The organism is Streptomyces sp. NPDC002181, from assembly GCF_042890485.1.
Taxonomy (GTDB): Bacteria; Actinomycetota; Actinomycetes; order Streptomycetales; family Streptomycetaceae; genus Streptomyces.
In genome coordinates this window covers 72,039-98,881 of record NZ_JBIASC010000014.1, presented here as the reverse complement: position 1 = coordinate 98,881, position 26,843 = coordinate 72,039, and the positions used below count along the sequence as shown (strand labels likewise).

24 protein-coding genes and 2 pseudogenes are annotated in these 26,843 nt (G+C 71.8%); 20 read left to right on the top strand and 6 right to left on the bottom strand.

Translation table 11 applies throughout. From position 1 onward, the window contains the following. Nucleotides 1–144: 144 nt before the first annotated feature. Nucleotides 145–615: a VOC family protein gene (locus ACFYXV_RS28605; RefSeq protein WP_389384396.1), complete on the bottom strand. Its 471-nt coding sequence runs from the start codon at nucleotides 613–615 to the stop codon at nucleotides 145–147. A gap of 460 nt (nucleotides 616–1,075) precedes the next feature. On the opposite strand from ACFYXV_RS28605, the gene ACFYXV_RS28600 reads away from it, so the two are divergent. From ACFYXV_RS28600 to ACFYXV_RS28580, 5 genes and pseudogenes are all read left to right on the top strand, one after another. Then, the gene (locus ACFYXV_RS28600) at nucleotides 1,076–2,035 is read left to right on the top strand and encodes a cupin domain-containing protein (RefSeq protein WP_389384395.1); all 960 of its coding nucleotides are present in this window, start codon (nucleotides 1,076–1,078) and stop codon (nucleotides 2,033–2,035) included. A 24-nt stretch (nucleotides 2,036–2,059) separates the two neighbouring features. Further along, nucleotides 2,060–3,061, top strand: coding sequence for a hypothetical protein (locus ACFYXV_RS28595; RefSeq protein WP_389384394.1), 1,002 nt, complete (start codon nucleotides 2,060–2,062; stop codon nucleotides 3,059–3,061). After that, nucleotides 3,058–3,927 (top strand): amidohydrolase family protein, encoded by an 870-nt coding sequence (locus ACFYXV_RS28590; RefSeq protein WP_389384393.1) that lies wholly within the window; start codon nucleotides 3,058–3,060, stop codon nucleotides 3,925–3,927. The genes ACFYXV_RS28595 and ACFYXV_RS28590 overlap by 4 nt, the downstream gene beginning before the upstream one ends. 77 nt (nucleotides 3,928–4,004) lie before the next feature. Continuing rightward, nucleotides 4,005–4,659: pseudogene (locus ACFYXV_RS28585) on the top strand (TipAS antibiotic-recognition domain-containing protein). Nucleotides 4,660–4,668: 9 nt separating this feature from the next. Then, nucleotides 4,669–5,099 (top strand): annotated as a pseudogene (locus ACFYXV_RS28580) (glycosyltransferase); the annotation flags it as partial. Between the two features lie 35 nt (nucleotides 5,100–5,134). Here the strand turns inward: ACFYXV_RS28580 and ACFYXV_RS28575 are convergent. Then, entirely contained in the window at nucleotides 5,135–6,634 is a 1,500-nt protein-coding gene (locus ACFYXV_RS28575) for an MFS transporter (protein WP_389384392.1), read from the bottom strand. A 115-nt stretch (nucleotides 6,635–6,749) separates the two neighbouring features. Between ACFYXV_RS28575 and ACFYXV_RS28570 the strand changes: the two genes are divergently transcribed. The 3 genes from ACFYXV_RS28570 to ACFYXV_RS28560 all read left to right on the top strand — a co-directional run bounded on the left by ACFYXV_RS28570 (nucleotide 6,750) and on the right by ACFYXV_RS28560 (nucleotide 9,479). Beyond that, nucleotides 6,750–7,259 (top strand): MarR family winged helix-turn-helix transcriptional regulator, encoded by a 510-nt coding sequence (locus ACFYXV_RS28570; protein ID WP_389384391.1) that lies wholly within the window; start codon nucleotides 6,750–6,752, stop codon nucleotides 7,257–7,259. Between the two features lie 289 nt (nucleotides 7,260–7,548). Further along, nucleotides 7,549–8,907, top strand: a complete 1,359-nt coding sequence (locus ACFYXV_RS28565; RefSeq protein ID WP_389384390.1) for a chloride channel protein — start codon at nucleotides 7,549–7,551, stop codon at nucleotides 8,905–8,907. 272 nt (nucleotides 8,908–9,179) lie between these two features. Continuing rightward, entirely contained in the window at nucleotides 9,180–9,479 is a 300-nt protein-coding gene (locus ACFYXV_RS28560) for a carbohydrate-binding module family 14 protein (RefSeq protein WP_389384389.1), read from the top strand. A 165-nt stretch (nucleotides 9,480–9,644) separates the two neighbouring features. On the opposite strand, the gene ACFYXV_RS28555 is transcribed toward ACFYXV_RS28560, so the two are convergent. Further along, nucleotides 9,645–10,001 (bottom strand): hypothetical protein, encoded by a 357-nt coding sequence (locus ACFYXV_RS28555; protein ID WP_389384388.1) that lies wholly within the window; start codon nucleotides 9,999–10,001, stop codon nucleotides 9,645–9,647. 206 nt (nucleotides 10,002–10,207) lie between these two features. Continuing rightward, nucleotides 10,208–11,434, bottom strand: coding sequence for a PP2C family protein-serine/threonine phosphatase (locus ACFYXV_RS28550; RefSeq protein ID WP_389384387.1), 1,227 nt, complete (start codon nucleotides 11,432–11,434; stop codon nucleotides 10,208–10,210). A 272-nt stretch (nucleotides 11,435–11,706) separates the two neighbouring features. On the opposite strand from ACFYXV_RS28550, the gene ACFYXV_RS28545 reads away from it, so the two are divergent. The 6 genes from ACFYXV_RS28545 (at nucleotide 11,707) to ACFYXV_RS28520 (ending at nucleotide 15,418) form a co-directional block, all read left to right on the top strand. After that, nucleotides 11,707–11,907, top strand: coding sequence for a hypothetical protein (locus ACFYXV_RS28545; protein ID WP_383348544.1), 201 nt, complete (start codon nucleotides 11,707–11,709; stop codon nucleotides 11,905–11,907). 328 nt (nucleotides 11,908–12,235) lie between these two features. Beyond that, nucleotides 12,236–12,811, top strand: a complete 576-nt coding sequence (locus ACFYXV_RS28540; RefSeq protein WP_389384386.1) for a DUF5994 family protein — start codon at nucleotides 12,236–12,238, stop codon at nucleotides 12,809–12,811. A 5-nt stretch (nucleotides 12,812–12,816) separates the two neighbouring features. Next, the gene (locus ACFYXV_RS28535) at nucleotides 12,817–13,005 is read left to right on the top strand and encodes a hypothetical protein (RefSeq protein ID WP_383348550.1); all 189 of its coding nucleotides are present in this window, start codon (nucleotides 12,817–12,819) and stop codon (nucleotides 13,003–13,005) included. A gap of 101 nt (nucleotides 13,006–13,106) precedes the next feature. Then, nucleotides 13,107–13,379, top strand: a complete 273-nt coding sequence (locus tag ACFYXV_RS28530) for a hypothetical protein (RefSeq protein WP_389384385.1) — start codon at nucleotides 13,107–13,109, stop codon at nucleotides 13,377–13,379. A gap of 179 nt (nucleotides 13,380–13,558) precedes the next feature. Beyond that, nucleotides 13,559–13,711, top strand: a complete 153-nt coding sequence (locus ACFYXV_RS28525; protein ID WP_383348556.1) for a hypothetical protein — start codon at nucleotides 13,559–13,561, stop codon at nucleotides 13,709–13,711. A 207-nt stretch (nucleotides 13,712–13,918) separates the two neighbouring features. Further along, a complete protein-coding gene (locus ACFYXV_RS28520) occupies nucleotides 13,919–15,418 on the top strand; it encodes a UDP-N-acetylmuramoyl-L-alanyl-D-glutamate--2,6-diaminopimelate ligase (protein ID WP_389384384.1) in 1,500 nt (499 codons plus the stop codon). A gap of 337 nt (nucleotides 15,419–15,755) precedes the next feature. On the opposite strand, the gene ACFYXV_RS28515 is transcribed toward ACFYXV_RS28520, so the two are convergent. Then, nucleotides 15,756–16,520: an ABC transporter ATP-binding protein gene (locus ACFYXV_RS28515; protein ID WP_385461490.1), complete on the bottom strand. Its 765-nt coding sequence runs from the start codon at nucleotides 16,518–16,520 to the stop codon at nucleotides 15,756–15,758. A gap of 196 nt (nucleotides 16,521–16,716) precedes the next feature. On the opposite strand from ACFYXV_RS28515, the gene ACFYXV_RS28510 reads away from it, so the two are divergent. The 6 genes from ACFYXV_RS28510 to ACFYXV_RS28485 all read left to right on the top strand — a co-directional run bounded on the left by ACFYXV_RS28510 (nucleotide 16,717) and on the right by ACFYXV_RS28485 (nucleotide 25,632). Continuing rightward, nucleotides 16,717–20,076, top strand: a complete 3,360-nt coding sequence (locus ACFYXV_RS28510) for an FtsX-like permease family protein (protein ID WP_389384383.1) — start codon at nucleotides 16,717–16,719, stop codon at nucleotides 20,074–20,076. Beyond that, nucleotides 20,073–22,982 carry an FtsX-like permease family protein gene (locus ACFYXV_RS28505; protein WP_389384382.1) on the top strand — a complete coding sequence of 970 codons (2,910 nt, stop codon included), beginning with the start codon at nucleotides 20,073–20,075 and terminating at the stop codon, nucleotides 22,980–22,982. Before ACFYXV_RS28510 ends, ACFYXV_RS28505 begins: the two co-directional genes overlap by 4 nt. Then, the gene (locus tag ACFYXV_RS28500; RefSeq protein WP_389384381.1) at nucleotides 22,979–23,935 is read left to right on the top strand and encodes an ABC transporter ATP-binding protein; all 957 of its coding nucleotides are present in this window, start codon (nucleotides 22,979–22,981) and stop codon (nucleotides 23,933–23,935) included. Before ACFYXV_RS28505 ends, ACFYXV_RS28500 begins: the two co-directional genes overlap by 4 nt. Nucleotides 23,936–24,097: 162 nt before the next feature. Then, nucleotides 24,098–24,337, top strand: a complete 240-nt coding sequence (locus tag ACFYXV_RS28495) for a hypothetical protein (protein ID WP_389384380.1) — start codon at nucleotides 24,098–24,100, stop codon at nucleotides 24,335–24,337. A gap of 1 nt (nucleotide 24,338) precedes the next feature. Then, on the top strand, nucleotides 24,339–24,908 hold the full coding sequence (locus ACFYXV_RS28490) for an RNA polymerase sigma factor (protein ID WP_389384379.1): 570 nt from the start codon (nucleotides 24,339–24,341) through the stop codon (nucleotides 24,906–24,908). Beyond that, entirely contained in the window at nucleotides 24,901–25,632 is a 732-nt protein-coding gene (locus tag ACFYXV_RS28485) for a hypothetical protein (protein WP_389384378.1), read from the top strand. The genes ACFYXV_RS28490 and ACFYXV_RS28485 overlap by 8 nt, the downstream gene beginning before the upstream one ends. Before the next feature lie 74 nt (nucleotides 25,633–25,706). On the opposite strand, the gene ACFYXV_RS28480 is transcribed toward ACFYXV_RS28485, so the two are convergent. Beyond that, nucleotides 25,707–26,810, bottom strand: a complete 1,104-nt coding sequence (locus tag ACFYXV_RS28480) for a helix-turn-helix domain-containing protein (RefSeq protein WP_389384377.1) — start codon at nucleotides 26,808–26,810, stop codon at nucleotides 25,707–25,709. Nucleotides 26,811–26,843: the final 33 nt, after the last annotated feature.

Genomic DNA, 26,843 nt, shown 5'->3' with positions numbered 1-26,843 from the left:
GGTCCGGTCGAGCGCGTGCTCGACCACCGATCGGCGTGCTGCCTCCGGTTCCCGGTCCGTAGGCGGGTCCGTCCGGGCGGGTCGATGACCTGCACGTTCATCCCGTGCACGAGGGGGCCGCCGTCCACCGGCACCCGTAACGGCCTAGTTCTCGGCGCTGTCGCCCTCGACGCGGCGCAGTTCTGCCTCCAGGTCCAGCGGGCCGAACGGCTGGCGTCCCTCCACCCAGGTCTCCCGGGGGGTGAGCCACATGACCTCGAATTCCAGACCGTCGGGATCCTTTGCGTACAGGGATTTGGTGGCGCCGTGGTCCGTTCCTCCCAGGAAAGCGTCCACCGCTGTCAGACGCTCTCGGATATCCACCAGCGTCGAAAGTGAATCGCACTGCCAGGCGGTGTGATACATGCCCGGGCTTCCCGGTGTCACCTCTCCGGCGACCTCGGCACGAAAGAGTCCGAGATCGTGATGATTGGGGCTGACGGGAGAACGCAGAAATGCCTTTTCGTCACCGTGCTGCTCGATCACCGACAGGCCGAGCACGAAACTGTAGAAATCGGCGGACCGATTCACGTCACGTACCCAGAGGACCACGTGGTTGACTCGTTCGACGCTCACAGACACCTCCGCGCCTCTCGTTGGTTCATCCATTTCATCCGTCGCGATTCTTCATGCTACGTGCGTGTGTTCGCGGGCAGCGGAGCACGATGCGGACGATCCTCATTCATCCGTTCCAGGACCGATCGTACGAAGCGGCATAAGCGCCGGAGCAGTGAGGCTGGTGCGTATCCATGACGGGAGAATTCCGATGCCGCACTACAGGAATGTGGGGTGCTACCCCCCGAAACGGCACATCTACTGGGAAGGTCCGGAGGGATCGCCACTGGTGGAGGAATTGCTGGGCGATGACGGATTCGACGGTGAATCGTCGCTGCTGTACCACCTGCACAACCCGGCAGGTGTCGCAGGGCGCGCTCCGTGGGAGCCCCCGTCCACACGATCCGACTCCTCGGGGATGCACGCCGCCCTGCACTTCCCTCGCGGGCCGGCGCCCCGCCCTGGCGTGACGGCCGACGCGGTGCGTCACCGCGTCATGCTGGTGGGCGGTGAAACTCTGCGTGTCTGGCGCGCCGTGGCCACCGATGCTTCGCCCCTGTACCGCAACGCGGGCGCCGACGAGTGCGCCTACGTCGAAGCGGGGAAGGCCCTGGTGCACACCGCGATGGGCAGCATCGAGGTCGGCCCGGGAGACTTCGTCGTCATCCCGGCCGGGGTGGTGCACGCATGGCACCCTTCCACGGAAGAAGGGGGCACAGCCGTCCCTCCCGCGGACCCGGGCCGGCGCACTCCGCCGGCGGCGGGCGACACGGCTCCTCCCCTGCGCCTGACCCTGTTCGAGTCGGCCGGCCGGATCAGCGCTCCGGCCCGGTACCTGTCCCCGCACGGGCTGCTCCTGGAAGGGAGCCCCTACTGCGAGCGCGACCTGAGGTACCCCGACGCGCCGCAGACCGTCGACGCGCGCGGTACGACCGTCCTGACCCGTCACGGTCACCGCGGGACGGCGATCACCTACCGGCACCATCCCTTCGACGTGGTCGGCTGGACCGGGACGCTGTATCCGTACGTGCTCAACATCGCGGACTGCGAGCCGGTGAGCGCCCGGCTGCACGCGCCGCCGCCGGTCCATCAGATCTTCGCCATGCCCGGCGCCGATCTGATCTTCTTCACCCCGCGCCTGCTGGAGTACCACCCGCAAGCCGTCAAAGTGCCCTACCAGCACGTCAACCTCGGGGGCGACGAACTCCTGCTGTTCGCCGACGGCGACTTCAGCTCCCGTACGGAGAGCGGCGTGCGCCAGGGGTCGGTGACCGTGTTCCCGCCGGGCATCCCCCACGGACCGCCCCCCGGACTGGCCGAAGCGACACGCGCCCACCGCGAGACCTCCGAGTGGACCCTGCTGCTCGACGGACACGAGCGCCTCGAACCCGGACGCGAGGCACTGACCATGCTGGACCCGGACTATCCACTGACGTGGTAATCCCTGACGCACAGGACCCCTGCCGTGACCACGAAACCGCTTCCCCTCCTCCACACGCGCGACCTCCCCACCACGGGTGGGGAACTGCGGGCGGCCATGTCCGCGGTCAACGCACTGATAGCAGGACTCGGATCCTCGCCGTCAGCTGCCGGCTCCGTACGTTTGCGGCGGATACTGGCGCCGGACCACTACGAGCCGGCCGGTCCTCAGGAAACCCCCTCCCTCGAGGACGCCTTCAGCGAGCACGACACCTTCTTCGGCGTGGCCCGCGCTCACGGCCCCGCCGACCTCTTCCTCCGTGCGCTTCTCGTCGCCGAGATCGACACCGCCCTCGACCTCGCGCGCACCGCCTCGTCACTCAGCCCTGCCGAACGCACCACGCTGGTGGGCAGCGGCTCGGCCCTGCTGGGCCATCGGCATGAGCGCCCCGGAAGCGGCCGACTCGTACACCCACCGGAGGACTGCACGGCTCCCCCGGCCGACGAGCACACCGCGCAGCTGCGTTGGAAGTCCGGACACCGCCTCTTCTTCGCACACCTGCAGGCGATCACCGTGACCTGCGGATGCGCCGTCCACGCCAGCACCGCCGCCGAGCAGGCCGCGTATCTCGACCACACCGTGATGTTCTGCACGAGCGCCGCGCTCGCCATGCGCCACGCCGCGGACTTCGCCCCCGAACTCTACGTCCGCTCGATCCGGCCCACCATGACCCCGCCGCAGGTGGGCTCGGGATTCAGCGGCCTGCAGACCCGTGACCACTACTACCTGGTGCAGTCCCTCGACAGCCTCGGCACACGGCTCCTGCCCGAAGTCGCCGAGGGAACGGCCTACCGGAAGGTCGAGGAGGCACTGGAGCAGCTCTACGCGGCACATGTCCACGTATGCCGTCGCTTCGGCGGAGACACGAACGCGAGCCTGCGTATGGAGGCGAGCAAGGAAGACAGCGGCACCACAGGCGCGGAACGTGCGCAGCAGTACGCCGGGCTGCGCCTGCGCAAACTGGGCGGACGGCGGCCTGCGGCATGACCGTCACGGACTGGCACGCCCACCTGTGGCCGCGCGCATACGTCGACTTCCTCGACGGACACGGCCAGGACTGCCGCCACCAGCGGGGCGTTCCGCCCGGTGACGACAGCCCCGCGATGCTGCGCCGACGCCTTCAGCAGATGGACGACAGCGGCATCGACTGCCAAGTCCTCGATGCCGCCGCCCTGTACCCCCGGCTCGCTCCGCCCAGCAAAAATGCCGAGGCTGCGCGACTGGCCAACGAAGCGATGGCCGAAGCCGTCCGCACGGCCCCCGGCCGCTTCGCCTTCCTGGGCGTCCTGCCCCTCCCCCTGGTGACTGCCTCGCTGCGCGAGCTGGACCACCTGATGAACCGGCTCGGAGCGCGAGGCATCGTCCTCCCCCCGGCTCTGCACGGCACATCCACCCTGGGATCCCACTACGACCCCCTGTACGCGGCACTGGACCACTCCCGGGCAGCGGTGCTCTACCACCCGGCCGGAACCGGTGCCGGCCCCTCGCTGTGCGACCCGGACACGGTGACGTGGTCCGTGGGAGCGATCGCGGAACAGACCACCGTCGTACTCGACTGGCTGGCAGCGGACATGTCGGACCGGTTCCCCCGCATCCGGCCGATCATCAGCAGAGCCGGCGGCGCCTGCTTCCTCCTCGGCCCCGACACCGTGGAGGGTGTCGCCACATCCACCCTGTGCTTCGACAGCCACACGCACGGAAACACGGAGGCGCTCCGACTGGCCGGACGGCATGTGGGCCGGCACCGCATCCTGCTCGGAACGGACTACCCCTTCATCCGTGACGCGCACCTCGTCGAAGCCGTCCATCGGTTCCGGGCAGTGACCACGCTCGGCGACGGGTCTCCGGCGTGAGGATGGCTCCGCCGATCCCGGGTTGACCCTCTCCCTACGTCAGGCTTGAGGCTGTTGCCGAACGAAAGGGCAGGTCCATGGGCTACACCGTGGGTCAGGTCTCGGCCTTCGCCGGGGTGACCGTGCGCACACTGCATAGCCGAGATCCTCGCTGACCCGCGAGCCGGCGCGCTGGAGCATCTGCGGACCCGGCAGCGTCAACTGGCGGAGGAGATTGCCAGGCTGCAGCGCCTGGCCGAGGTCGCCGAGCGGGCGATCGAGGTCCAGCAGACCGGGGTGCCGATGACGCCCGAGGAACGCTTCGAGGTCTTCGGTGAGGTCGCCTTCGACCTCACCTACGCCACCGAGGCCCAACTGAAGTGGCAGGACTCGAAAGGGCACCGGGAGGCGATGACTCGGGCCTCCGCCCACACCAAGGAGGACTGGCGCCGGCTCATGACCGAGGCCGCCACCCGGCGAGCGGAGCTGCTCGCGGGCTACGAGGACGGCGAACCCGCCGACGGCCAACGGGCCATGGACCTCGCCGAAGAGCACCGGCTGCACGTGACCCGCTGGTTCACGCCCTGCCCGCCCGAGATGCACCGTCGGATCGCCGACGACTTCGCGGCCGACCCGCGCGCCTTCGCCCTCGTCGTGCCGCCGTCGCAACAACGTCCCGGCCTGGCCGCCTACCTGACCCAAGCGGTGCACGCCAACGCGTCCCGCCACATCCACATCAATGACCACGCATGAGGAACGTCCATGAAAATCCTGATCGGCACGGCCGGATCACACGGTGACCTCGCGCCCTACACCGGCCTGGGTGCCGCTTTGCGCGATGCCGGACACGAGGTCGCGCTCGCCGCCACGGAGTCGTTCGTACCCCTTGCCCAAGCAGCGGGGCTGGAGTTCCGGCCGCTGCCCGCAAACCCCCGGGCCCATGGCGACGTCCAAGACAAAAGCGCACTGCTGCGGGCCGCCGGCGCGTTCATCGCTGACCTGGGCGAGGGGTCGGGTTCGCCGATGCCGTGCACAAGGACACTGACCTGCTTCTGCTGTCGACCACCACCGCCCCGCTCGGCTGGCACGTCACCGAGGCGACCGGGATACCGAGCATGGGCGTGTACCTGCAACCCACCGCCCCGACGGGCGACTTCGCCCCGGCTGTGACGGGAGCCCGCTCGCTGGGACGATGACCGCTTCGGTGCACGCTCTCCCCAGCCGTGTTTCACACGGTGAGGTGCCGCTTCGCGTCGGAGCCGGTGGCGGGCTCGGCGGCGATGCCGTGCTGCTCGTCGTCGGGGCGGCCCTTCTTCGGCAGCAGGAAGGTGATCGCGAGGAAGGCCACCAGCAGGCACGCCTGGACGGTCAGCGCGCGGTGGAAGCCGCCGGTGAAGTCACCGGTCTCGGCCCGGGCGAAGAAGACCGAGCCGAAGACCGCGACGCCGACGGAACCGCCGACGGCCTGGACCGCCGACAGGACACCGGAGGCCGATCCGATCTCCTCGTCGTCGACCGCGGCCAGGATGAAGCTGAACAGGGCGGCGATCACCATGCCGGCGCCGATGCCCGACACCGCCACGCCGGGAACGATGTCCCAGATCGAGAACGAGGCGGCATCGAGGCCGTCGAGCTCGAACCACAACACGGCCGCGCCGACCAGCTGAACCAGCGGTCCGATCTGCAGCACCTTGCGGCCGATCCTGTCCGCGAGGAACGCGCCGCTGACCGCGCCGCCGATCGCGGTTCCCACCGCGAGGGGCAGATTGCCCAGTCCCGCCTCGCCGGCGGTGAAGTGCCGGCCGATCTGGAGGAAGAGGGTCAGCACGAGCTGGGTGCCGATGAGCCCGCCGAAGAACAGGGCGATGCCGCCGAGCCCGACGGTGAAGGCGGGCTTGCGCAGCAGGCCCGGGGTCACCAGCGGCTCACGGCCCGCGGCGGCCGTGCGGCGCTGCTGAAGGGCGAACAGGGTGAAACCGATCGCCGAGGCGGCCATGGACAGCCACGTCCACAGCGGCCAGCCGCTCTCCTGCCCCTGGTTGAGCGGCAGCACCAGCAGCGCGCAGGAGATCACGACCAGGGCGGCGCCGGTCATGTCGACCCGTACCGTGCGGTCGCCCGCCTTCCTGGGCACGAACTTCGCGGCGACGATCAGTGCCGCGATGCCGATGGGCAGGTTGACCAGGAATACCGACCGCCAGCCCAGGCCGAAGAAGTCTCCCTCGATGAGGAAGCCGCCCAAGACCGGGCCGATGATGCCGCCCAGACCGAGGACGGGTCCGAAGATCGAGAAGACCTTGGTGAGTTCGGGGCCGGAGAAGTTCTCCCGCAGCAGACCCAGGCCCTGGGGCAGCAGCATCGCTCCGGCGGTGCCCTGCAGCAGGCGGAAGGCGATCAGCGACTCGATGTTCGGGGCGACCGCGCACAGCATTGAGGCCGCGGTGAAGGCCGCGAGCCCTACCAGGAACATCCGGCGCCGGCCGTGGCGATCGCCGAGCCGGCCGCCGAGCACCAGACCGGCGCCCAGGGTGAGGGCGTAGCCGCCGATCACCCACTGCAGTCCGGCGGAACCGGCACCGAGGGACTCCTCCAGGTCCGGCCCGGCGACGTTGACGATCGAGGCGTCCAGGAGATCCATGATCTCCGCGACGATCATCACTGCCAGGATCAGCCACCGCCCCCGGTAGGGCTCGGCCGTCTCGCAGGGAGTGGGGGACGGGTCACGCACGCCAGATACCTCCATGGTGAAGTAATTCCATCATGAAGGTAAAGCGATGGCGGTAGGTTGTCAAAGCGGGCGGGACGGCCGCGCGGACCGCGTGACAGGAGAGAAGGGCGCAGGCATGGAGGAAGCAGTGCGTGACGGTGTCGCGGAGCAGCGTGAGCGGCTCATGGAGTCGCTGCGGATCTACGGCGGCCACTACACCGAGCTCAGCCGGCGCTTCGCCGCCTGGCTGGGCCTGCACTCCACGGATGCGACCGCGGTCCTGGAGATCGCCGCCGCCGAGGAGCGCGGCACTCCCCTGTCACCGGCACGGCTGAGCGAGCGGATCTCCCTGTCCACGGGCGCCACCACCGCGCTCCTGAACCGTCTCGAAGCGGCGGGCCACATCACCCGCGCCCGCGAACACTCCGACCGACGCATCGTCACGCTGCGCAGTGGCGGGCACGTCCAGGAACGGGCGGACGAGTTCTTCGGCCCGCTCGCCCACCGGCTCGACGCCGCGATGTCGCACTACCCGCCCCGGTTCCTGGAGCAGTTCGAAGCCTTCATGGCCGACCTGAACACCACCATGGACAGCCACCTCACGGAACAGGACGCGGCGACACCCCGCCCCCCTCGCACCCCCTGATGAACGAACTCCCTGACCGGCCTGCTCCCCGCCGCACAGCCTTCCACCGTGACGCAACGCGACGGCAATCACCCTGCTTCCCACGACCGGGCGGACCACACCTACGACGCACGATCGATCGGGTGAACCGCCCGGCGAGGACTGGGCCGCCTGAATGACCGTCACGCCGCCTCCCATCGACAGCGGTGAGCCCGCCGAGTGCACAGCGATGCCCCGTGGTATCACCTCGGGGATGCGCCGGTGAATCGCCACGTTCTCGACGGACATCGATGCCGAGGAGTTGATTCGCATGTCGGCCGACAGTCCCGTCGGAGCACCGGGAGCGTCACCGCCGGACCCCTTCGCCCAGGTCAGGACCCGCGGCTACATCGGGCTCCTGGCCATGGCGGCGGTGCTCGGAGTGCCGATCTCCGCAGGCGCGTACGGCTTCCTCGCACTCGTCAATGAGCTCCAGCCCTGGGCCTACACCGACCTGCCCGAGGCGCTGGGTTTCCGGGGGACCCCGCCTTGGTGGCCGCTGCCGCTGCTGGCCGTGGCAGGCCTGCTGGTCGGATTGACCATCCGCCACCTGCCCGGGATCGGCGGCCACAAGCCGGCCGAGGGGCTGTCGATGTCGGGTGCGCCGAAACCGTCGGAGCTCCCCGGCATCCTCATCGCGGCCTTGGCCACGCTGAGCCTCGGCGCGGTCCTCGGGCCCGAGGCTCCGCTCATCATGCTCGGCAGCGGCGTAGCCCTCTGGCTGGCGCGCCTGATCAAGCCGGGCTTGCCCCCACAAGCCGGGGCCGTGGTCGGCGCCGCGGGGAGTTTCGCAGCTGTCAGCACCCTGCTCGGATCCCCCATCACCGGGGCCTTCCTGCTGATGGAGGTGTCGGGGATCGGCGGGCCGATGCTCGGGATCGTGCTGGTGCCAGGGCTCCTCGCCGCCGGCATCGGCTCGCTCGTCTTCATCGGCATGGACAACTGGACCGGTCTCGGCACGTACTCCCTGGCAGTTCAGGACGTACCGCACGCCAACCCGCCCACCGTCGCCGAGTTCGGCTGGGCACTCGTCATCGGACTCGCGGCGGCCCTCGTCGGCACGGCCATCCGACGGCTCGCCCTATGGCTGCAGCCCCGCGTCGAACGACACCTGCTTCCCGCCACCGTACTGATGGGCGTCGTGATCGCCGGGCTCGCCATCGCCTACGCCCAGGGCACCGGGAGGGCCGCGACCGAGGTGATGTACTCGGGACAGAGCGCCCTGGGCCCGCTGCTCGCGGACAGCGCCGCCTACGGCGTCGGCACGTTGACGCTGCTCGTCGCCTGCAAGGGGCTCGCCTACTCCGTCTCACTGAGCGCCTTCCGAGGCGGCCCGATCTTCCCGGCGATGTTCCTCGGGGCGGCGGGCGGGATCGCCCTGTCCCACCTTCCCGGGCTACAGCTCACCCCGGCATTCGCCATGGGTATCGGAGCCATGTCGGTCACCATGCTCAGGCTCCCGTTGACGTCGGTGCTGCTGGCCACCCTGCTGCTCGGATCGCAGGGTCTCACCGTCATGCCGCTGGTCATCGTCGCGGTGGTGATCGCCTACGTCGTGATGCTCAGGCTCAGTCCGGCTCCGACCGGCAGGCCCAAGGCCGGCACGGAGAAGGGCCCTGCCCCGGCATGACGCACCACAGGGAGCGCTCGATGACGTCGTTGCAGAAGACGGGCAGGATGACCTGCCGATCGTTCCCGGACAAGCGCGAGGTGCTCTTCGACAGGGCCCGGGAACCGGTCCGCTCGTCGAAGGGATCGCCTCGGCGCCGCCGGCGGCCGGGCCGCTCGACACGGTGGCGGGCGCCCTCGATGTGCTCGGCCGGAGGTGGTCTGGCGGCTGCGTGCCCTTTCCCGTTGACCGCCGTTGATCAACGCGTCATCCGATCAATGGGGAGGAACCCGATGAAGAAGCTCAGCCTCGCCGCCGCCGTGGCCGGCCTGATCCTGGCCGGAGCGACCACGCCGCAGGCGATGGCCGCCGACGGACCGCAGCCCGTCACGAAGGAATGCCCGGGCCCCAACCAGTACTACGGGGACGCCGACTTCACGAGGTTCTGGGAATGCTCCAACGGCATCGCCTACCTCTTCGACTGCCCCGCCGGCCTGCACTGGGACCTCACCCTGCTCACCTGCAACTACCCCGACCAGGCCAACCGGGTCGAAGGCGACCACCTCCAGAACCGGCAACACCCGTCGGCTTGACTGCCAGGACCGTTTCCAGGAGAGGGCCGAGGCCCTGATCGAGGCCAAAGCCGCGGGTGAGAGCGTGAAGAAGGGGCTAGCCGGAAACCGCGCATTCCGGCCGCCGTGCGGATTCCCACGTACGAAGCCGGCTGCCCGAAGTCCCCGCGACCGGGGCGCTGCCGGTCAGGCGTAGTGGCTGAGGATCACCAGCAGCGCCGTGCCTTCTGCGAGGAGCTGCGCGGCGAGCGCCGCCTGCCGGGCCCTCGGGACGGGAGCGGCCAAGGCGACGATGAACGCCACGAAGGCGACTCCGGTGCTCCAGAGGAACAGCCACCCGGGAAGCCCCCTGGCGCAATCGATCCCGTACGTCACGCAGCCTGACACTCGCACGGAGGACAGGAGGAGGACGACGGACGCCAGGACTGCGGGCACGAACAAGGCGGCGGACAGGCCCGACCAGAACCGGGAGCGGTCCTTGCCTCCGGGCACCGGCACCGGCACCGGCACCGGGTGTGTCGTGGAGGGAGCGGTTGCTTTCATGCCCCCATCCAACCGCTGCAGCGGGACCTGCACAGCCGTCCGGGTACTCACCTTGCGGGTGCGCGCCGTACTCAGACTGCCGGCCTTGAACACCGACGCAGAACGTCGGCCATGACGCTGTCCGCTCGGCCTCCACCGGCCGCCACCCCGAGGGCCAGCGCCGCATCGGACGCTCCAGGGCCGGCGCGACGGCTGAGGGTTGTCCTTCAGCCAAGAACCGCGAGGTGGTCGGCGGCGCCCCCGCGCCATTCGATCATGAAGAGGGTGGCATCGTCGCTGGTGTGTCCGCCCCGTTCGTTCTTGAGCGCGTGGGAGAGCCGGCGCAGGTCTGCCCGCATCCTCTGTGACGGCTCTTCACCCAGGCGGTTGACACAGCGGATGAGGCGTTCCTCGCCGAACTGCTCCCCGCCGCTGACGTGCTCTTCGATGATGCCGTCGGTGTAGCAGAGCACGCGGTCGCCTTGTTGGAGCGTGTGCTCTCCGATGCGGGGTTCCTCGCCGCCGAAGCCGACGGGCAGCGTCGTCGCGCTCTCCAGCTGCCGTACGACCTTGCCGCCGCGGATCAGCAGCGGCGCGGGGTGGCCCGCGTTGACGAGCTCCAGCTCACCGGTGGTGATGTTCAGGTGCATCAGCTGGGCGGTGACGAAGTGGTCGGGGCCGAACTGCCGGGAGATGGCGTCGTCCATGTACGTGTACTTCTCGGCCAGGCTGACGAACACGCGCCGGGCGTGCCGGTAGGCGCCGATGGCCACGGTGGCCATCACGGCGGCGTCGAGGCCGTGGCCCATCGCGTCGATCACGGCCATGTGCAGGATGTTGTCGTTGAGGGCGTAGTCGAAGCTGTCTCCGGCGACGCGGTAGGCGGGCTCCAGGATGCCGGCCACCGCGACCTGCGGCACGGTCATCGTCAGCGGCGGCAGCAGGCCCCACTGGATCTCCGCGGACACGCTCATCGGCTCCCTGCGCCGGGCCAGGAAGAACTGGTCGGTGTAGGCGCTCTTGGTGACCAGCAGATCGGCGACCAGGCCGGCGAGGCGGCGCAGCAGGCGCCGGTCGTCGTCGCCGACGTCGTCCAGGGTGAGGACCATCACTCCCACGGTGTCGCTTCCGTCCAGCAGCGGCAGGTACATCCGCACGCCGCCGCGGGCCAGGGGCACCTCGACGGCCTCCCCGCACAGGAAAGCGCGGCCGGCGGGGGAATTGATCACCGGCTCAGGCTGACTGACGTGCAGTTTCCTGCCCGGCAGCGGCACCAGCAGCTCCTGCGCGTAGTCCTGGAGCAGGATGGAGACGTCACGGCCCCCGACCCTGCCCACCTCCTCCGCGATCAACGGAGCGATCAGTTGCGGCGGCAGGTACGGCGCCCGATCCAGCAACAGGCCGAGCAACTGCTCGCCGAAACCCTCGGACCGGTCCACGCTCCCCTCGTCCATGACCCGGTGTGCCACCTTCTCTCCACCCGCGCGCCGGTCACCGCCTCCGCACAAAATGACCTGCCGGGCCACCGGAACGCCTCATTGCGCCATACGCGGCATGTCGACCCACAACGCCTCCGCCACGGCGACCGGGAACTCCGCGAACGAGCAAGCGTCTGAGGCGCTGCCCGTGTTCATCGCTTCCCAGCCGCCATGATGCAGACCGCCGCTGTGCGTGTCAGTTTTGTCCGAGAGGAATCCGAACCCCACGCGTCAAGAGGAGTCGCCCCATGGGCGGAAAGCAGGACAAGCGTCAGCAGCCCGGCAAGGGCCGTGAGGCACAGGAACACCGTCGCCCCGGAGACCCCGCCCAGCCCCAGCCGGGCAAGTCGTCCCGCGAGAAGGGACAGAAGCCCGGCCAGAGCGAGACCTCGCGCCGCCGCGAGGACGACCTGCTGCGCGAAGAGGACCTGCACGACGAGGGGCTCTGACCAGCACGCCGTTCGCCCACTCGGCCGCTGGGGATTCGGGGTCAGCCGTGTGGGTTCGCCCGTCCACGGGTGCGGCCGTACCGCGTCGCAGGTCGGCACGGGTGCCGGTCGGGCGACGTGCGCGGGCCTGTCGTCCCTTGACGGTACTCCCGCCGCCCGCTCCACCACCCGCCGGAAAATGCCTGGTCAGATCGACCACGGCCCGTCGAACAGGCGTACAGTGAAAGCACCGGGAGTACTTCGCACACCGGCTCTCATGCGGGTGTCATTTCCGGCGATCGCCTAAGAACCGGGCTGCCGACGGGCAGTCCGGGGGCAGGTCCCCATCATGACAATGGCCGTAGACCGGACCGCGCCCCGCGACCTCGCCGCAGAAGTCCCGGCTCGCTTGTCCCTCACCCCGAAGAGCACGCTCGCAGGCCGGCTGGACGGGGCCTGGTGGCCCCACTCCCGCGACCTCGAAGCCGAGCTCCCACCGCTCGCCGCCGCCTTGGCGGAACCCTGGGGGCGCATCACCCGCGTCACCGTGAATCCCACCCGCTGGCCCGTCGTACCGCGCACGGTGCCCGTGGCCGGGCGCGTGCTGCACGTGGGCTGGTTCACCGAACAGGACCCCGACAAGCTGATCCTGCTCTCCTACACCGTCGGCCGCTGGGACCTGCTCGTCATCCCGCCGGAGACCGCACCCGCAGCCGCGGCGCGGCTGATGGCCGCCGCGGCGATCCCGGGCAGCGTCCTCACCGCGGGCGTGCTCATGGCCAACGAAGCCGCCATCGGGCGCGGCATCCGCGATGCCGCGCGCCGTGAAGCCGCGTGGGAGGGCGAGGGCGGGGCCTGTATGTCCCCCTTCGGCGAGCCGATGGGACGGAGCGCCCTGCCGCTGTCGGCGAACGGCTGGAGGTGAGCTCCGTGGAGACCATCGTCCTCGTCGCGGTGATCGTGCTCATGATCGGCATCGGAATGCGCTGGATCCACCTGCTGAACGCCCAGCACGACGCGCGGATCGAAACGTACCGCTTCAGCGACCCCCGGCCGAGGCCTCCCGGCCTGCCGGACGACACCGGTCGTCGAGCCCACCACACGGAAGCCGACCGGTGAGGGATGACCTTCCTCCGACCGGGGGCAGCGGTCGGGGCGTCACGGCGCCCCGACCCGCCGGACCGGCGCCCACGTCTGAACCCGAAGGGACCCACGCCCACGTGAAGTACACCGAGAGCCAGACCCAGACACTGCCGTCACCCGGGCACGCCGAGGTACGGATCATCGCGCACACGCCCGAAGCCGCCCGAGCGGTGGCGGAGGCGCTCCGCCACTGTTTCGCGGGCACGGAACAGCGCAGCTATCCCGGCCTCGACGGCGATACCCGCCTCCACCTCACCGTGGACACGGCAACACCCGCCGGCCCCGCCCGCTCCTGGCTCGCCACCAGCCGGACCCCTGTCGGCGCAGGCGCCCACTCCGACGAGATCTGAGAGGCCCCATGGGGCCACGGGTCCGAGTCCGGCGACGGCGGGCGACCTGCCGCGCCCCCCGTGAGAGTGACCCGAAGGAGACGGCCCGGCCGGACGTACGGGAGTCCAGCGGCGCGGAACGAGGTCCGGACCGCCCCGGCGTGGCGTCCGGGGCGTGCGGGCGCCCGTACACTCGGGCCATGAACCGCACACGCGTCACGGAGGAGCGCCTGCCGCAGGCCGCTCCCGCCGCGCGTGCGGCCCGTACGGACCGCAGGGGCGCCGGCTCCCGAGCCGCCGTCGGCGGCCAGGCCCCCACGCTCCGCCGCTGCGCCCCGCACGGCCACGGCTAGCGCCTCCCGCCGCCCTCCCCTGCCGTCCCACCCATCCGGGCCCCTCCCGTATCCCTTCCCGGGACGGCCCCGCCTCCGGCATCCCCGCCGGACCACCGCGCCCCGACCCCTCCCGGTCCCGTCGCCCGGGGCGCCCCGGCGCCCCTCACCCCATCACGGCAGTACCGGCGGTCCGTCGGCGCTGCCGCCGTTCCCGAAGGGACCACCGTGAAGTTGAGCGGGTTGCTGACCGGCCACGAGCACCACGTCATCCAAGGGGACTCCGCATCGACGCGGATCACCGCGGGCACCACCTTCGACGTCGACCGGGTCGTGCCGGGATCGCTCTTCATCGCCGTACCCGGTCACCGCGGAGGCGGCCCCGCCGCCATCGGTGCGGCGCTCGCGCGCGGGGCGGTGGCCGTGCTCGTCGACGCGGCGGGAGCCGCCACCGTGCCCCCGCAGCGGGAACTGCCGCCCGCGGTGTGCGTCGTACGGGTGGCCGATACCCGCAAGGCCGCCGCCGTCGCTTCCTCCCGCTACTTCGGCGAGCCCGGGCGGCACATGGACGTGGTGGCGATCACCGGGACCAACGGGAAGACCTCCATCTCGTACATGGTCGAATCGCTGCTGAGGATCGCCGAGGGCGCCTCGGTGGGCGTCATCGGAACGGCGGGCAGCAGGATCGGCGACGAGGTGATCCCGATGCCGCCCTCGGTGCTGACCACTCCGGAATCGCCCGACCTGCAGTACCTGCTGGGCCGTATGCGTGACCGTGCCACGAGCAGCGTGGTGCTGGAAGCCACCTCGATGGCACTGCAGACCTACCGGATGGACCGCACTTTCGTCGACGTCGGCGTCTTCACGAACCTGACCCAGGACCACCTGGACGACCACGGCACGATGGACCGCTACACGAACGCCAAACTCCGGCTGTTCCAGGGACTTTGCCGGCACGCGGTGGTCAACGTGGACGACGCTGTGGGAGCACGGATCCGGGCGATGATGCCGGGCGCGGTGACGACGTACGGACTCGACGCGGAGGCCGACTTCCACGCCGCGGACCTGGTCGCCGACGCCTCCGGCACTCGGTTCACCCTGCACCACGCGGGCCGGACGTACCCCGCGGCCGTCCCCGTCCCGGGCCGGTTCTCCGTGTCCAACGCGCTGGCGGCCGTGGCGGCCTGCCGGGTTCTGGGGCATGAGCTGGACGGACTGGTCGCCGCGCTCGCACAGATGCCGCCCGTACCGGGCCGGTTCGAGCGCTTCATCACCCCCGCCGGCACGTCGGTGATCGTGGACTACGCGCACTCGCCCGACTCCCTCGACAAAGTCCTCACGGCCATCCGGGGCTTCGCCCGCGCCCGGGTGATCACGGTCTTCGGCTGCGGAGGCGACCGGGACACCACCAAGCGGGCCGAGATGGGCAGGATCGCCGGGATCCACTCCGACCTGTGCGTCCTGACCTCGGACAACCCCCGTACCGAGGACCCCGAGGCGATCCTGGATCAGATCGCCCCCGGCATCGCGGCCACCGGCACCCCCTACGAACGCTCCGCCGACCGGCGCAGGGCCATCGGGTTCGCGCTCGCCGCCGCGCGGCCCGACGACATCGTCCTGATCGCAGGAAAGGGCAGCGAACCGCATCAGATCGTGGGCGAGGAACTCCTCCCGTTCAGCGACATGGCGACGGTACGCGACCTCGCCGGGGCCGACCTGACCCCCTGACGGGCGCACATGCCGGTTCCCCCCTGACGAGCCCGTGCCTGGTTGGCGGTGTGGTGCCGGGTAGGTCCGTTGGGGCACGATCGGCACCAGGCGGGAGTCGAGTCCAGCCACGGCGGGAACCCCGTGACCGGCCTGAGCGCCCTCACCGGCCCCGTGCCGGCCCGTATCCGCGCATACCTGCGCTAGGACTTCGACAGCTGAACACTGCCGAGCCGTAGACCTCACGGACGGACGGCGTCGGCGTGGGCGGGCACCACCGGGCCGACACCGGGTCACCGCCGACGGACGGCCGGGGATGCGGGCCGAGTTCGGGTACGGACACCTCCGCCTGGAGGTCCTACGCCTCCCCGGGCGTTCGCTCGGCGTCCGCGTCGGGAGTGACGATGCGGCCGTCGCGCAGTTCCACTACGCGGTCGGCGAGTTCGATCAGGTTGGGGTCGTGGGTGGCGACGAGGATGGTGACGGCCTTGCTGCGGACCACCGCGCGCAGTAGTTCCATGATCGACCGGCCGGTCTCCAGGTCGAGCTGGCCCGTGGGTTCGTCCGCGATGATCAGGTCGGGGTCGTTCGCCAGGGCGCGGGCCACCGCGACGCGCTGCTGCTGGCCGCCGGAGAGTTCGCCGGGGCGTTGCTCGGCGTGATCGGCGAGGCCTACCAGGGCGAGCAGGGTGCGGGCGCGTTCCTCGCGCTCCTTGGCGGGGATGCGGCGCAGTCGCATCGGTACGCCGACGTTCTCGACGGCGGTGAGGACGGGGATCAGGCCGAAGGACTGGAATACGAAGCCGATGCGGTCGCGGCGCAGGGCGAGCAGGCCCGGCTCGTCGAGGGCCGCCAGGTCGGTGCCGTCGAGGGTGATCCGGCCGCCGGTCGGGGTGTCGAGGCCGCCGACGAGGTTCAGCAGGGTGGTCTTGCCGGAGCCCGACCGGCCCCTGAGGGCGATGAGTTCGCCGCGGCGGATGTCGAAGGACACGCCGCGCAGGGCGTGGACGGCCTGCGGTCCGCTGCCGAAGCTGTGGCGTACGTCGTCCACGACCACGATGGGCGTGTCCTCGTCCTTCCGTGGTGCGGTGACCGTCGTCGCGGTCTCCTGATGCGCCGTCATGATCTGCACTCCCCCGTTGAGCCGTGTGCGCGGCGCGCCCGGCCCCGCCTCCCGCGCGTTCTGCCACTGCGGATTTCCGCTCACATTTGCGCACCTGTCACGCTATTCACGCAAGTCTCTTCCTCTTGCCGCCCGACTCTGACAAGATCGTCCGCTATCCGGTACCGAAAGTCCGGACGGGGGAGGAACTGAACACGTGCTCGGCTTCGTCGTGCGCCGGCTGCGCGGGCGATGGCCGCTCGCCGTCGCCGCACTGCTCACCGTACTGATCACCGCGACCGCCCTGACCGCGCTGACCGCATTCACCCGTGGCGTGGGAGAGGAAGGGCTCCGGCGGGCCCTGGCCGGCCCGGAACGGTCCCGGACCACCGTCGTGGTCACCAGCGGCCGTCCCGCTTCCTCCCGCGCCAAGGACGACGAGTCCGTACGGAGCTTCGCGGACGAGGTGTTCGGGCGGTTTCCGGTGGCCTCCGAGAGCGTGGCCCTCAGCCGTTCGTACGGGCTCCCCGGCGCCGCCGCTTCGGGCCGCGACGCCGACCTGACCCTGCTCGCCGCGCTCGGCCGGGAGCACGTACGGCTGCTCGCGGGCGAGTGGCCGCGGCCGGTCACCGCCGCCATCGGGGGCGGCACTCCGCCGCAAGCGGCCGTGCCCCGGGCGGCGCTGGCACGGCTCGGTCTGGCCGAGTCCGCGCTGCCCGCGCCGGTCCGGCTGGACGACCGGTTCGGCGGCCCTCCGCTGACCGTGCTGGTCACCGGCGTGTACCGGGCCGCCGATCCGGACGCCGGGTACTGGCGGCTCGACCCGCTCGGCGGCCGGGAGATCCAGGCCGGCGCCTTCACAACCTACGGCCCGCTCATGGTGGACGACAGCGCCTTCTCGACGGGCGGCCTCCTCCAGGAGTACCGCGCCACGCTCCTGACCCCGGACCTGAGCACGATCCGCACCTCCGAGGCCGACGCCGTCTCGACCGCGGCGAAACCTGCGGGGGTCTCCCTCCAGCGCACCACCTCGCTCCGGGCCTCCACCGAACTCCCGCAACTGCTGGCCGAGTTGGATTCCGGGCTGCTCGTGGCCCGGTCCGCGCTGCTGGCGGGTGCGCTCCAGCTCGCCGTCCTCTCGGCCGCCGCACTGCTCCTCGTCTCCCACATCATGGCGGTCCGTCAAGAACCGGAGCGCGTCCTGCTCACCGCGCGCGGCGCCTCCCGCCGGCGCCTCGGCGCGCTGGGCGCGGCCGAGTCGCTGCTGCTCGCGCTGCCCGCGGCCCTCCTCGCACCGCTGCTCACACCGCCCCTGCTGCACCTGTTCGGCCGGGTCGGACCGCTCGGGCGGGTCCACCTGGAGATCCCGGACACCTGGCTGGTCTGGCCGGTCGCGGCCGGCTGCGCCCTGGCCTGTGTCCTGCTGACGACCCTGCCCTCCGTCCTGCGCGGTGCCTCGGCCGCCGTGCTGCGCCGCGCCGGCGGCAGGCAGGCCGTGGTGAGGGGCGCCGCCCGCTCCGGCCTGGACCTGGCCGTGGTGGCCCTCGCGGTCCTCGGCTACCAGCAGCTGTCGTACTACCGGGGTTCGGACGCCCCCGCGCCCGGCGGTTCCACGGCCGGCGGCCTGGGCGTGGACCCCGTGCTGGTCGCCGCGCCGTCCCTCGCCCTGGTCGCGGGCACCCTGCTGGTCCTGCGGCTGCTGCCGTTCGCGGCGAGGGCCGGGGGGCGGCTGGCGGCGCGCGGCCGGAGCCTCGGCCCGGCCCTCGTCGGCTGGCAGCTCGCCCGCAGGCCGGGCCGCGCCGCCGGGCCCGTGCTGCTGCTGGTCCTCGCCGTCTCCAGCGGGACCCTGGCCCTCGGCCAGCACACCGCCTGGGCCGCGTCCCAGCGCGACCAGGCCGACTTCGCGACCGCGGGCGGCCTGCGGATCTCCGGGAGCAGCATGTCCCCGATGGGGCAGGGCGGGCGCTACGGGGCGCTGCCGGGCGGGGACCGGCTGATCCCGGTGGTCCGCGCGGAGCAGCAGCTGCCGGGCGGGGGCGTCGGCGACGTCGTGGCACTGGACGCCGCCAAGGTGGGCGAACGGGTCCCGCTGCGGGCCGATCTGCGTGGCGGCCGCGGGATGCGGGAGCTGTTCACCCCGCTCGCCGCTGCCACGGGAGCCACCGGTGCCACGGGGCCGGCCGATGCCGCGGGAGCCATCAGTGCAACGGAACCGGCCGGAAGCCCCGCGGGCGGCCCGGGTATCGCCCTGCCCGGCTCGCCCCGCCGGATCGACCTCGACGTGACCGTGCGGACCGCCGGTACGAGCTGGGCCACCGTGAGCCTGCTGCTGCGCGACCGGTTCGGGGCGACCCACGGGACGCCGCCCGTCAGGCTGCCCACCAGCGGCGACGCCACCCTCCCGTTCGCGCTCGACACCCTGACCGACGCCCCGGTCGGTTCTGCGGCCGCGCCGCTGACGCTGGCGGGGATACGCCTCGCGTACGCCGGGGACGGCGGCCCCGCGGGCGACGGCAGCGAACTGGCCCTGCGCCGGATCGCAGTCTCCGGCACCGCGGACGGCGCCGCCGTACCGGTCGCCGTGCCCGCCGCACCCTCCGCGCCCGGCCCGGGCGGCACCGGGGGCTGGCGGTCGGCGCCCCCGCAGGAGCCCCGCTCCGCGCAGGCCGCCGTCGTCTCCCCGGTCCCGGCGGGTTCCACGGATCTGCTGCGGCTGCGCTACCACGGTGGGTTCGGCACCGAGAAGGGGGTGCACGCCCTGCTGTTCCCGGCGCCCGCCGCGCCGCTTGCCGCCCCCGTCCCGGCCGTCGCCACCACGCACTACCTGCGGTCCCTCGGCGCCTCGGTGGGAGATACGGTCCAGATCACGCTGGACGGCGCGACCGTCCCGGTGCGGATCACCGCCGCCGTGGACGCCCTCCCCGTGGCCGGACGGACCGCGCTCGCCGTCGACCTGCACACCCTCGGCCGGTTCCTGCTGGAGTCCACCGGTCAGCAGCCGGCCCCGCCCACCGAGTGGTGGCTGCCCGCCGCCTCGGCTGCCGACCCCGTCCCGGCGCGCGCGGCGGCCGCGCTGCGCGAGGGGGCCAGGACCGAACGCGTCCAGCTCCGCGAGGAGATCACCGCGGGCCTGCTGGACGACCCGCTGAGCGCCGGGCCGCAGAGCGCGCTGGCCGCCCTCGCCGTCGCCTGCGCGGTTCTGGCGGCCATCGGCTTCGCGACGTCCACCGCCGCCGAACGGCGGGTGCGGGGACGGGAGTTCTCCGTCCTGCTCGCGCTCGGCACACCGCGCCGGTCGCTCGCCGGGGCATCCGCCGCCGAAGGCGGGGTGCTGATCGCCCTCGGGACCGCAGTCGGGACCGGGCTGGGTGTCGCCCTCGTCCATCTGATGGCGCCCCTGCTGGTGCTGACGCCCGCCGCACAACTGCCGTTCCCGCCCGTACGGGTGGACATGCCGTTCTGGCAGACCCTGCTGACGGCCGCCGCCATCGCGGCCGTTCCCCTGTTGTCGGCCGCGTTCAGCGGCCCCCGGGGCCGCGACATCGCCGCCCGGCTGCGCCCCGTGGAGGAGATGTGACCACCCCGCCGCCGACCGTTCCCCCGCCGTCCGCCGCCGCCCCCCGGTCCGGCTCCGCCCCCCGGTCCGGGCCGCGGCCCGCGCCGTGGGTCAGGACCCGGCTGCGGGCGGCGCCGCTGGCCACCGTGCTCGGCGCCGCGCTCGCGTTCGTCGCCGTCCTGCTGGCCGCCGCTCTGCCACGGGCCCAGGACCGGGGCGCCGACCAGGCCCTGAGGTCCTTCCTCCACCGCAGCGGGCAGAGCGACACCAGCCTCCTGGCGACCGCGCCGCCCCCGGAAGCCGGGCAGAGCACCCGCGTCCTGGACGGAACGCTGAAGGACCTGCTCGCGCGTACCGGCGGCAGCCTGCCCGTCGACGCGGACGCGGTGGTCCACGGCAGCCGGACCGTCAAGCGGCAGCCGCTGGTGAATCCGGAACTGTCCCGCCCGTCCGGCTTCCCGCCGAACATGGCCCTGCTGTACGTCCGGCAGGCGGAGGCGCACGTGCGGCTGGTGGAGGGGCGCTGGCCGGGCGGCACACCCGCCGATGCATCCGGGGGCGCACCCTCGCAGGGCACGCAGGACCCCGCCGGATCCGCGCGGCCCCTGCAGATCGCGCTCTCGAAGCGCGCTGCCGAGACCCTCGGCGCCCGCCTCGGGTCGGTCCTGACGAGCGTGCCCCAGTTCCACGACACTCCCTCCGTCGAGGTCGTCGGTCTGTACACGGTCCCCGACGAGACCGAGGACTTCTGGGCCGACCTGGGGTGCCTCGCCCACGCCTGTGAGCACTACACCGGGGAGAACCTCTCCTGGGACGTCGACGCCTTCGTCGGAGCCGGGGACCTCGACCGGTTGGACAGCTGGGGCCGCACCGCCGTGGACTTCTGGCGGCTCCCGGTGGACATCGGCCGGCTGCGGGCCGACCGGCTCGATGCCACGGCCGGGGAGGTCGCCTCGTACGTCGCCGGGCCCACGGCCGCCACACTCGCCCGTGAGAGCAACCGCGATCTGCTGCGGACCACTTCGAAGCTTTCCGAGCTGTTCGAGCAGGCCCGCGTGCGCAGACAGGCCGCGGCTCCGCTCGCCGCGATCGGACCCGCCGGGGTCGGCGGGGTCGCCTTCGTCGTGCTGTGCCTGGCCGGTGCGCTCGCCTCGGACCGCCGGGACGCCGAGCTACGGCTGCTGCTGGCGCGGGGCGGCTCGCGGGCCGGCATCGTCGGGCGTCTCCTCGGGGAGGGCGCCGTCACGGTGCTCCCGGCGGCTGCGGCCGCCGCCGCACTGGCCGTACTGCTGCTGCCCACGCCCCGGCTCGGGCCCGCTCTGCTCTCCGCCGCGGCCGTCGCCCTGCTGGCGCTGCTGGCGTTCCCGGTACGGGCGGCCGTCCTGCTGGCCCCGCCGCGCCCGGCCGCGCGGTGGCGCAGGCCCGTCGGCGAGCTGCTCGTGCTCACCGCCACGGGCGCCGCCGTGCTGGAGGTCCGGCGCCGCGGGGTCTCCCCCGCCGGCAGCGACGTGGACCCCCTGCTGGTCGCGGCTCCGCTGCTGCTCGCGCTGTGCGGGGGGCTGCTGCTGGCCCGGCTGCAGCCCGTGGTGACCGGTTGGCTCGCCCGGGCGGCCGGCCGCGGTTCCGGGCTCGTCGGCTTCCTCGGGCTGGCGCGGGCCGCCCGCGGATCGGGGGCGAGCGGGGCGCGGGCCCGGGGCCGGAGCGGCCCCTCCGTCCTGCCGCTGGTCGCCCTGCTCCTCGCCATCACCACGGCCGGGTTCGGGGCCGCCGTCCTGCAGTCGGTGGACTCGGCCCGGCTGGGGGTGGTCCGGCTGACGGTCGGGGGCGACGCGGCGATCTCCGCGCCCGGGAACTCCCCGCTCCCGGACGGGCTCGCGAAGGCCGCGGGCGAGCTGCCGGGCGTACGGACCTCCGTGCCGCTGTGGATCGACCACGACTCCTTCGTCCTCGGCACCGCCCAGGGCACCACCCAGGTCACGCTCATCGTCGCCGAGCCCGCCGCCTACGCGGAGCTCTCCCGGACCCTCGGCTGCGGCGCCTTCGACCCCGCCCTGCTGGCCGCGGGCGGCGCGGGGTCCGCCGATGCCCCGGTGCCCGCGCTGTTCAGCGCCGGCCTGGCGCGGCAGGCGACGCCGGGCACGTACGTGCTGCGGGCGGGCAGCGGCGGGGAGCTGCGGACGCGGGTCACCGGCGTGATCGACTGCACCCCCGCCCAGCCGGGTCCGGGCGGGGTGACCGTCGTCCTGCCGGCCGGCCCCGCGACGGCCGCGATCCACGGCGCCGACCGCCCGAACCGGTGGTTCGGCCTCGGCTCCCCGGCCGCGGACGGGCTGCGCGCGCTGGTCCGGGCCACGCGCCCGGCGGCGGGTGCGGCGGCTCCCGCCGTGGCGCCCGGCGCGGGCCGGTATCCGACCGCCCAGGCGCTCCCGGTCGACGAGGCGTATCCGGTGCGCACCAGTGCGGAAGCCGTCGCCGAACTCGCCGCCGATCCGCTCCAGCGGTCGGCGCAACGCCTCTTCTGGGCCTCCGTTGCGGCGGCGGCCGGCTTCGCGCTGCTGGCCGTACTGCTCACACTGCTGCGGAACGTCCCCGAACGTGCGGCGCTGCTGGCCCGGCTGCGCACCATGGGGCTGCGCCGCCGGCAGGGCGTGGCACTGATCCTTGCCGAGGCCCTGCCGCAAACGCTGGCCGCGGCACTGGGCGGGGCTCTGGTGGCGGCGGCCGCGGTGGCGTTGCTGGGCCCGGCGATGGACCTGTCCACGCTGGTCGGCGCGAGCGTGCCGACCGGTATACGGCTCACCGCGGGGCCCGTACTCGCACCGGCCCTGGGCCTCGCCGCCCTGGTCGCCGCGGCCGTGCTCGTCGAGGCGGCGACGTCCGGGCGACGGCAGATCACCACCGAGTTGAGAGCGGGAGACCAGCGTTGAACACCGAGCAGCCGACGTACGAGGAACTGCGCCGCAGGGCGACGGCCGCCGCGGAGCCCCGCACCGCCGCGGTGGACGCCGCGATCGCCTGCGACCGTCTGGTCCGGATCTTCAGCACGGACGGCATCGAGGTACAGGCCCTCCAGGGATTGGAGCTGACCGTCGCCCAGGGCGACCTGGTGGCCCTCGTCGGCGCCTCGGGCAGCGGCAAGTCCACCCTCCTGAACATCCTGGCGGGCCTGGACGTCCCGACGGCGGGCAGTGCGGCGGTCGCGGGGTACGACCTGCTGGAGCTGTCGGCGCGGGACCGGCTGCGTTACCGGCGTGAAGCGGTCGGTTTCGTCTTCCAGCAGACGGCCCGCAACCTGCTGCCGTTCCTGACGGCCGCCCAGAACGTGGGGCTGCCGATGCAGTTGAAGGGCGGCGGCTCCCGTCGGGGCGCGGGCGCACGCCACGCGGCCCGGGTCGCGGAGATCCTGGACGCCCTCGGGATCGGCGACCTGGCCCACCGGCACCCGGCGCAACTGTCCGGCGGGCAGCAGCAGCGCGTCGCGATCGCCGTGGCGATGGCGAACGATCCCAAGGTGCTGCTGGCCGACGAGCCCACGGGCGAACTGGACTCGGAGACGGCCGCGGCGGTCTTCGAGACCTTCCGCACGGTGAACAAGGAGCTCGGCGTGACGGTGGTGATCGTGACGCACGACCCCATGGTGGCGGGCGAGGTCCGCCGCACTGTGGCGATCCGCGACGGCCGCACCAGCAGCGAAGTCCTGCGCAGCCTGGTCACCGACGAGCACGGCGAGGAATCGGTCAGCGAACGCGAGTACGTGGTCCTGGACCGCTCCGGGCGCGTCCAGCTCCCCCAGAAGTTCCTGGCGGCCCTGGGCATGGAACACCGCGTGGCGGTCGACCTGGCCCCGGACCGCATCGAGCTCCGGCCGGACGGGAGTTAAGGCCTGTCGTTCGGATCGAGCCGGGCCCGATCCGAACGACAGCCCCCGTTGCGAGCGCAAGCCGGAACACGAATCCTCTGCCGGGATGTCACACTCGCGCCCCCTCGATGCTTTAAGACCAAGACGCAGTGCACGGAGCGCTGCAAGGTCGAGGGGTGGGTCGTGGATCCGATGTTGATGACGACGATGGTGGCGGGGGTGATCCCGTTGCTCGGGCTCTTCGCAAGGCTGGCGTACGGGGCGGCACGGGACAGGGTTGACGTACGCCGGGTCGAGCTCGCCCAGCAGGGTCTCTCGGAGCGGGTGAGGTCGTTGCCGCCCGGCAGTCGAATCTCCGAGCGGACCCCTGACCGCTCCATCGAGATCTTGATCGGTGAGGCCGACCACAGCGGGGCGGAGTGACGTGACCGAGATTCCGGCGGCCCCCGCCGCCCGAGCGGTACCTGCCGCCCTGCGCGCGGCTCAACAGTCCCGACAGCTCGATCGGAAAGCCTTCGAAGCCTTCTACCGCACCGAGATGCGCAGGATCACCGGGTTCCTCATGAACCTGGGAGCCGGCCCCTATGAGGCTGCCGACGCGGCACACGAGGCCTTCGAGACGCTGCTACCGGACAAATGGCGCCAACTGGAGCGCCCTGGTGCATGGCTTCGCACGGTCGCCTACCGCAATTACCTGCGCCAGACCACGGCCCGCACACAGCCGACGGACTCGGTACCGGATCGCCCGGGGGGTACCTGCCCGGTGGACCTGGTCCTGCTCACCGAGCAGCAGAAGACGGTTCTCGCCGCGCTTGACCGGCTGCCGCCCGCGGAACGGCAGGCCGTGGCCTGGCGGCTGGACGGCTTCCGGCACGAGGAGACCGCTCAGGAGCTACGCAAGGACCCCGCTGCCGTGCGGCAGGCCTACGTGCGGGGGCGGAAGAAGTTGATTTCCATTTTGGCACTGAGGAAGGAGGCGACGTCCGGTGAGTGACGAGAGCGAGGACTTCGACGCCGAGGCTGCCCTCGACGCATTGCTTGCTGAGCACCAGAGCGGCCTCCTGGAAACGGTTGGGCCGGCGCTGGACGTCGAAGTCGGCCTGAGGAACCTGAGGCCCTTGCAGAACTGCGACCAGACTCCCGCGGTCGAACCCTCGGAGAACAACGCGGTCGAGCCCCCGGCGAGGACCTTCGAAACCGCACCCCAGCGGGTAAGGCGAGCAGCAGCCCTGATCCTGGGTCCCCTCTACGAAGACGTCCGCGACGGCGCCCGTGAGAGCGAGCACAACCCAGCCGTACGCAGGCTCGTCAAGCACCTGATCCAAGAGGTGGATGTACTGCGCCGCACCTACCAGCGCCTCACCGACCTGGCTACTGGCGGGAACAGCGGTGGAGCGCCCATTGCGGCCCACTGGGCCCAGGTCCTCGGCCACTTCGAGCTCTACATCCGATCCCTTCAGACGCTCCGGCAGCAGTTGGAGGCTCGGGCCGAGCTGCAGCGCGACGAGGTCCAGGAGGAACTGGGGCAGCATCTCGCAGTGCTCTTCCAGACTCAGGATCAGTTCGAGATCCAAGCGTCCAGGGACCAACGCGGACAGCGCAAGTGGCGAAAGCTCGCCCGCACGACCAATGACCACACACAGATTCTTGTCGCACTCCGCCAGGAAATCGATCGAATCTTCGACAACTCGAACGACCTGTACGGAGCGATGCGGTGACCTCAACGACCACCTCTGCCAACCCCACGCGCCCGACAGATGCATCGACGCGTTCCATGACGGCGGGTTGGAATCTAGGCGCGGGCGGTGGGCGGGGTGGGTTCGTCGAGTGCCGTGTTTCTGCGCTCTGAGTGCACTGGGGTGTCCACGGAGAGTGCACGGTGTTCGCTGGGGGTGATGCCGTAGGTTTCGCGGAAGGCCCGGCTGAACCCGGTGGCGCTGGGGAAACCCCAGCGCGCCGCGATCGCTTGGACGGGCTGGCCTCTCAGCTCAACGGACGCGAGGTCGGTGTGGGCGCGCTTGAGGCGGCGTTGGCGGAGGTACGCGCCGATGGTCAGGGGCTGGTCGCCGAAGAGGGCGTGCAGCCGGCGCACGGACATGTGGTGCCGCTCGGCGACCATCTGGGGAGTCAGGCGCGGGTCGCCGAGGTTGTTCTCCACGAAGCGGTAGACCCGCTGCAGTTCTTCCTGTGCGCGGGCCTCGGCGGGTGCCTGGCCGGGGTCGTCGAGCTGCCGTGCGAGGTACGCGGTGGCCAGGTCCACGGTGACGGACCCCATCGCCCTCAGCTCTTCGGGGCTGCAGCGTGGACCGCGCGTGAGCAGGACTTTGAGGAAGTCGGCGAGGACTGCCCCCGATCCCGTGCCCGCGGGCAGGCGCTGCGCGAGGAGGCGGTCCACCCGGTCCGGGCTGAGTGCCAGAGCCTGACGGGGAAGCTGCATGATCAATGCCCCGGCCTGCACACCGGTGAACTCCCCCTCGCTCGGCCGCGAGGTGTCCGTGAGTACGAGGTCTCCCGCGACCACTGACGCGTTGCCCTTCTGCGAGATCCTGAAGGCGCCCTGTGTGATCAGAGCCAGCTGCAGGTTCTCGGGATCTCCGTGCCGGACATGTGCCGAGGTGCGGCGCGAGAACACCGGTGAGCAGTCGAAGGACGACAACCGTGCAACGCCGAGGTCCAAGGACATGTGGCTCGCCCGGAAGTCGTCCGCATACCGGGTGCTGAGCGCGATGGGCATCACATCGCTGGACACCGTTTCACAGAACCAGTCGAATCGGTCTTTGCGTTCGACAGCATCGGATGTGTCCGGCAGCAGCATCTGTTCTCCCAGTACCTCGGCGTGGCAGCGATCCAGTCCCCTACGGCTGGTCACACAGCTGTGCTCCATCTCCACGGCCACGTCGTCGATTATCCGGCCCGCAGAGCCGGCGAT

Excerpts from the sequence above, each read along its gene's own strand:
- ACFYXV_RS28570 (WP_389384391.1), top strand. The coding sequence starts at position 6,750 with ATGGAGGAAGCAGTGCGTGACGGTGTCGCGGAGCAGCGTGAGCGGCTC.
- ACFYXV_RS28590 (WP_389384393.1), top strand. The coding sequence starts at position 3,058 with ATGACCGTCACGGACTGGCACGCCCACCTGTGGCCGCGCGCATACGTC.
- ACFYXV_RS28560 (WP_389384389.1), top strand. The coding sequence starts at position 9,180 with ATGAAGAAGCTCAGCCTCGCCGCCGCCGTGGCCGGCCTGATCCTGGCC.
- ACFYXV_RS28565 (WP_389384390.1), top strand. The coding sequence starts at position 7,549 with ATGTCGGCCGACAGTCCCGTCGGAGCACCGGGAGCGTCACCGCCGGAC.
- ACFYXV_RS28545 (WP_383348544.1), top strand. The coding sequence starts at position 11,707 with ATGGGCGGAAAGCAGGACAAGCGTCAGCAGCCCGGCAAGGGCCGTGAG.
- ACFYXV_RS28515 (WP_385461490.1), bottom strand. The coding sequence starts at position 16,520 with ATGACGGCGCATCAGGAGACCGCGACGACGGTCACCGCACCACGGAAG.
- ACFYXV_RS28555 (WP_389384388.1), bottom strand. The coding sequence starts at position 10,001 with ATGAAAGCAACCGCTCCCTCCACGACACACCCGGTGCCGGTGCCGGTG.
- ACFYXV_RS28550 (WP_389384387.1), bottom strand. The coding sequence starts at position 11,434 with ATGGACGAGGGGAGCGTGGACCGGTCCGAGGGTTTCGGCGAGCAGTTG.
- ACFYXV_RS28540 (WP_389384386.1), top strand. The coding sequence starts at position 12,236 with ATGACAATGGCCGTAGACCGGACCGCGCCCCGCGACCTCGCCGCAGAA.
- ACFYXV_RS28525 (WP_383348556.1), top strand. The coding sequence starts at position 13,559 with ATGAACCGCACACGCGTCACGGAGGAGCGCCTGCCGCAGGCCGCTCCC.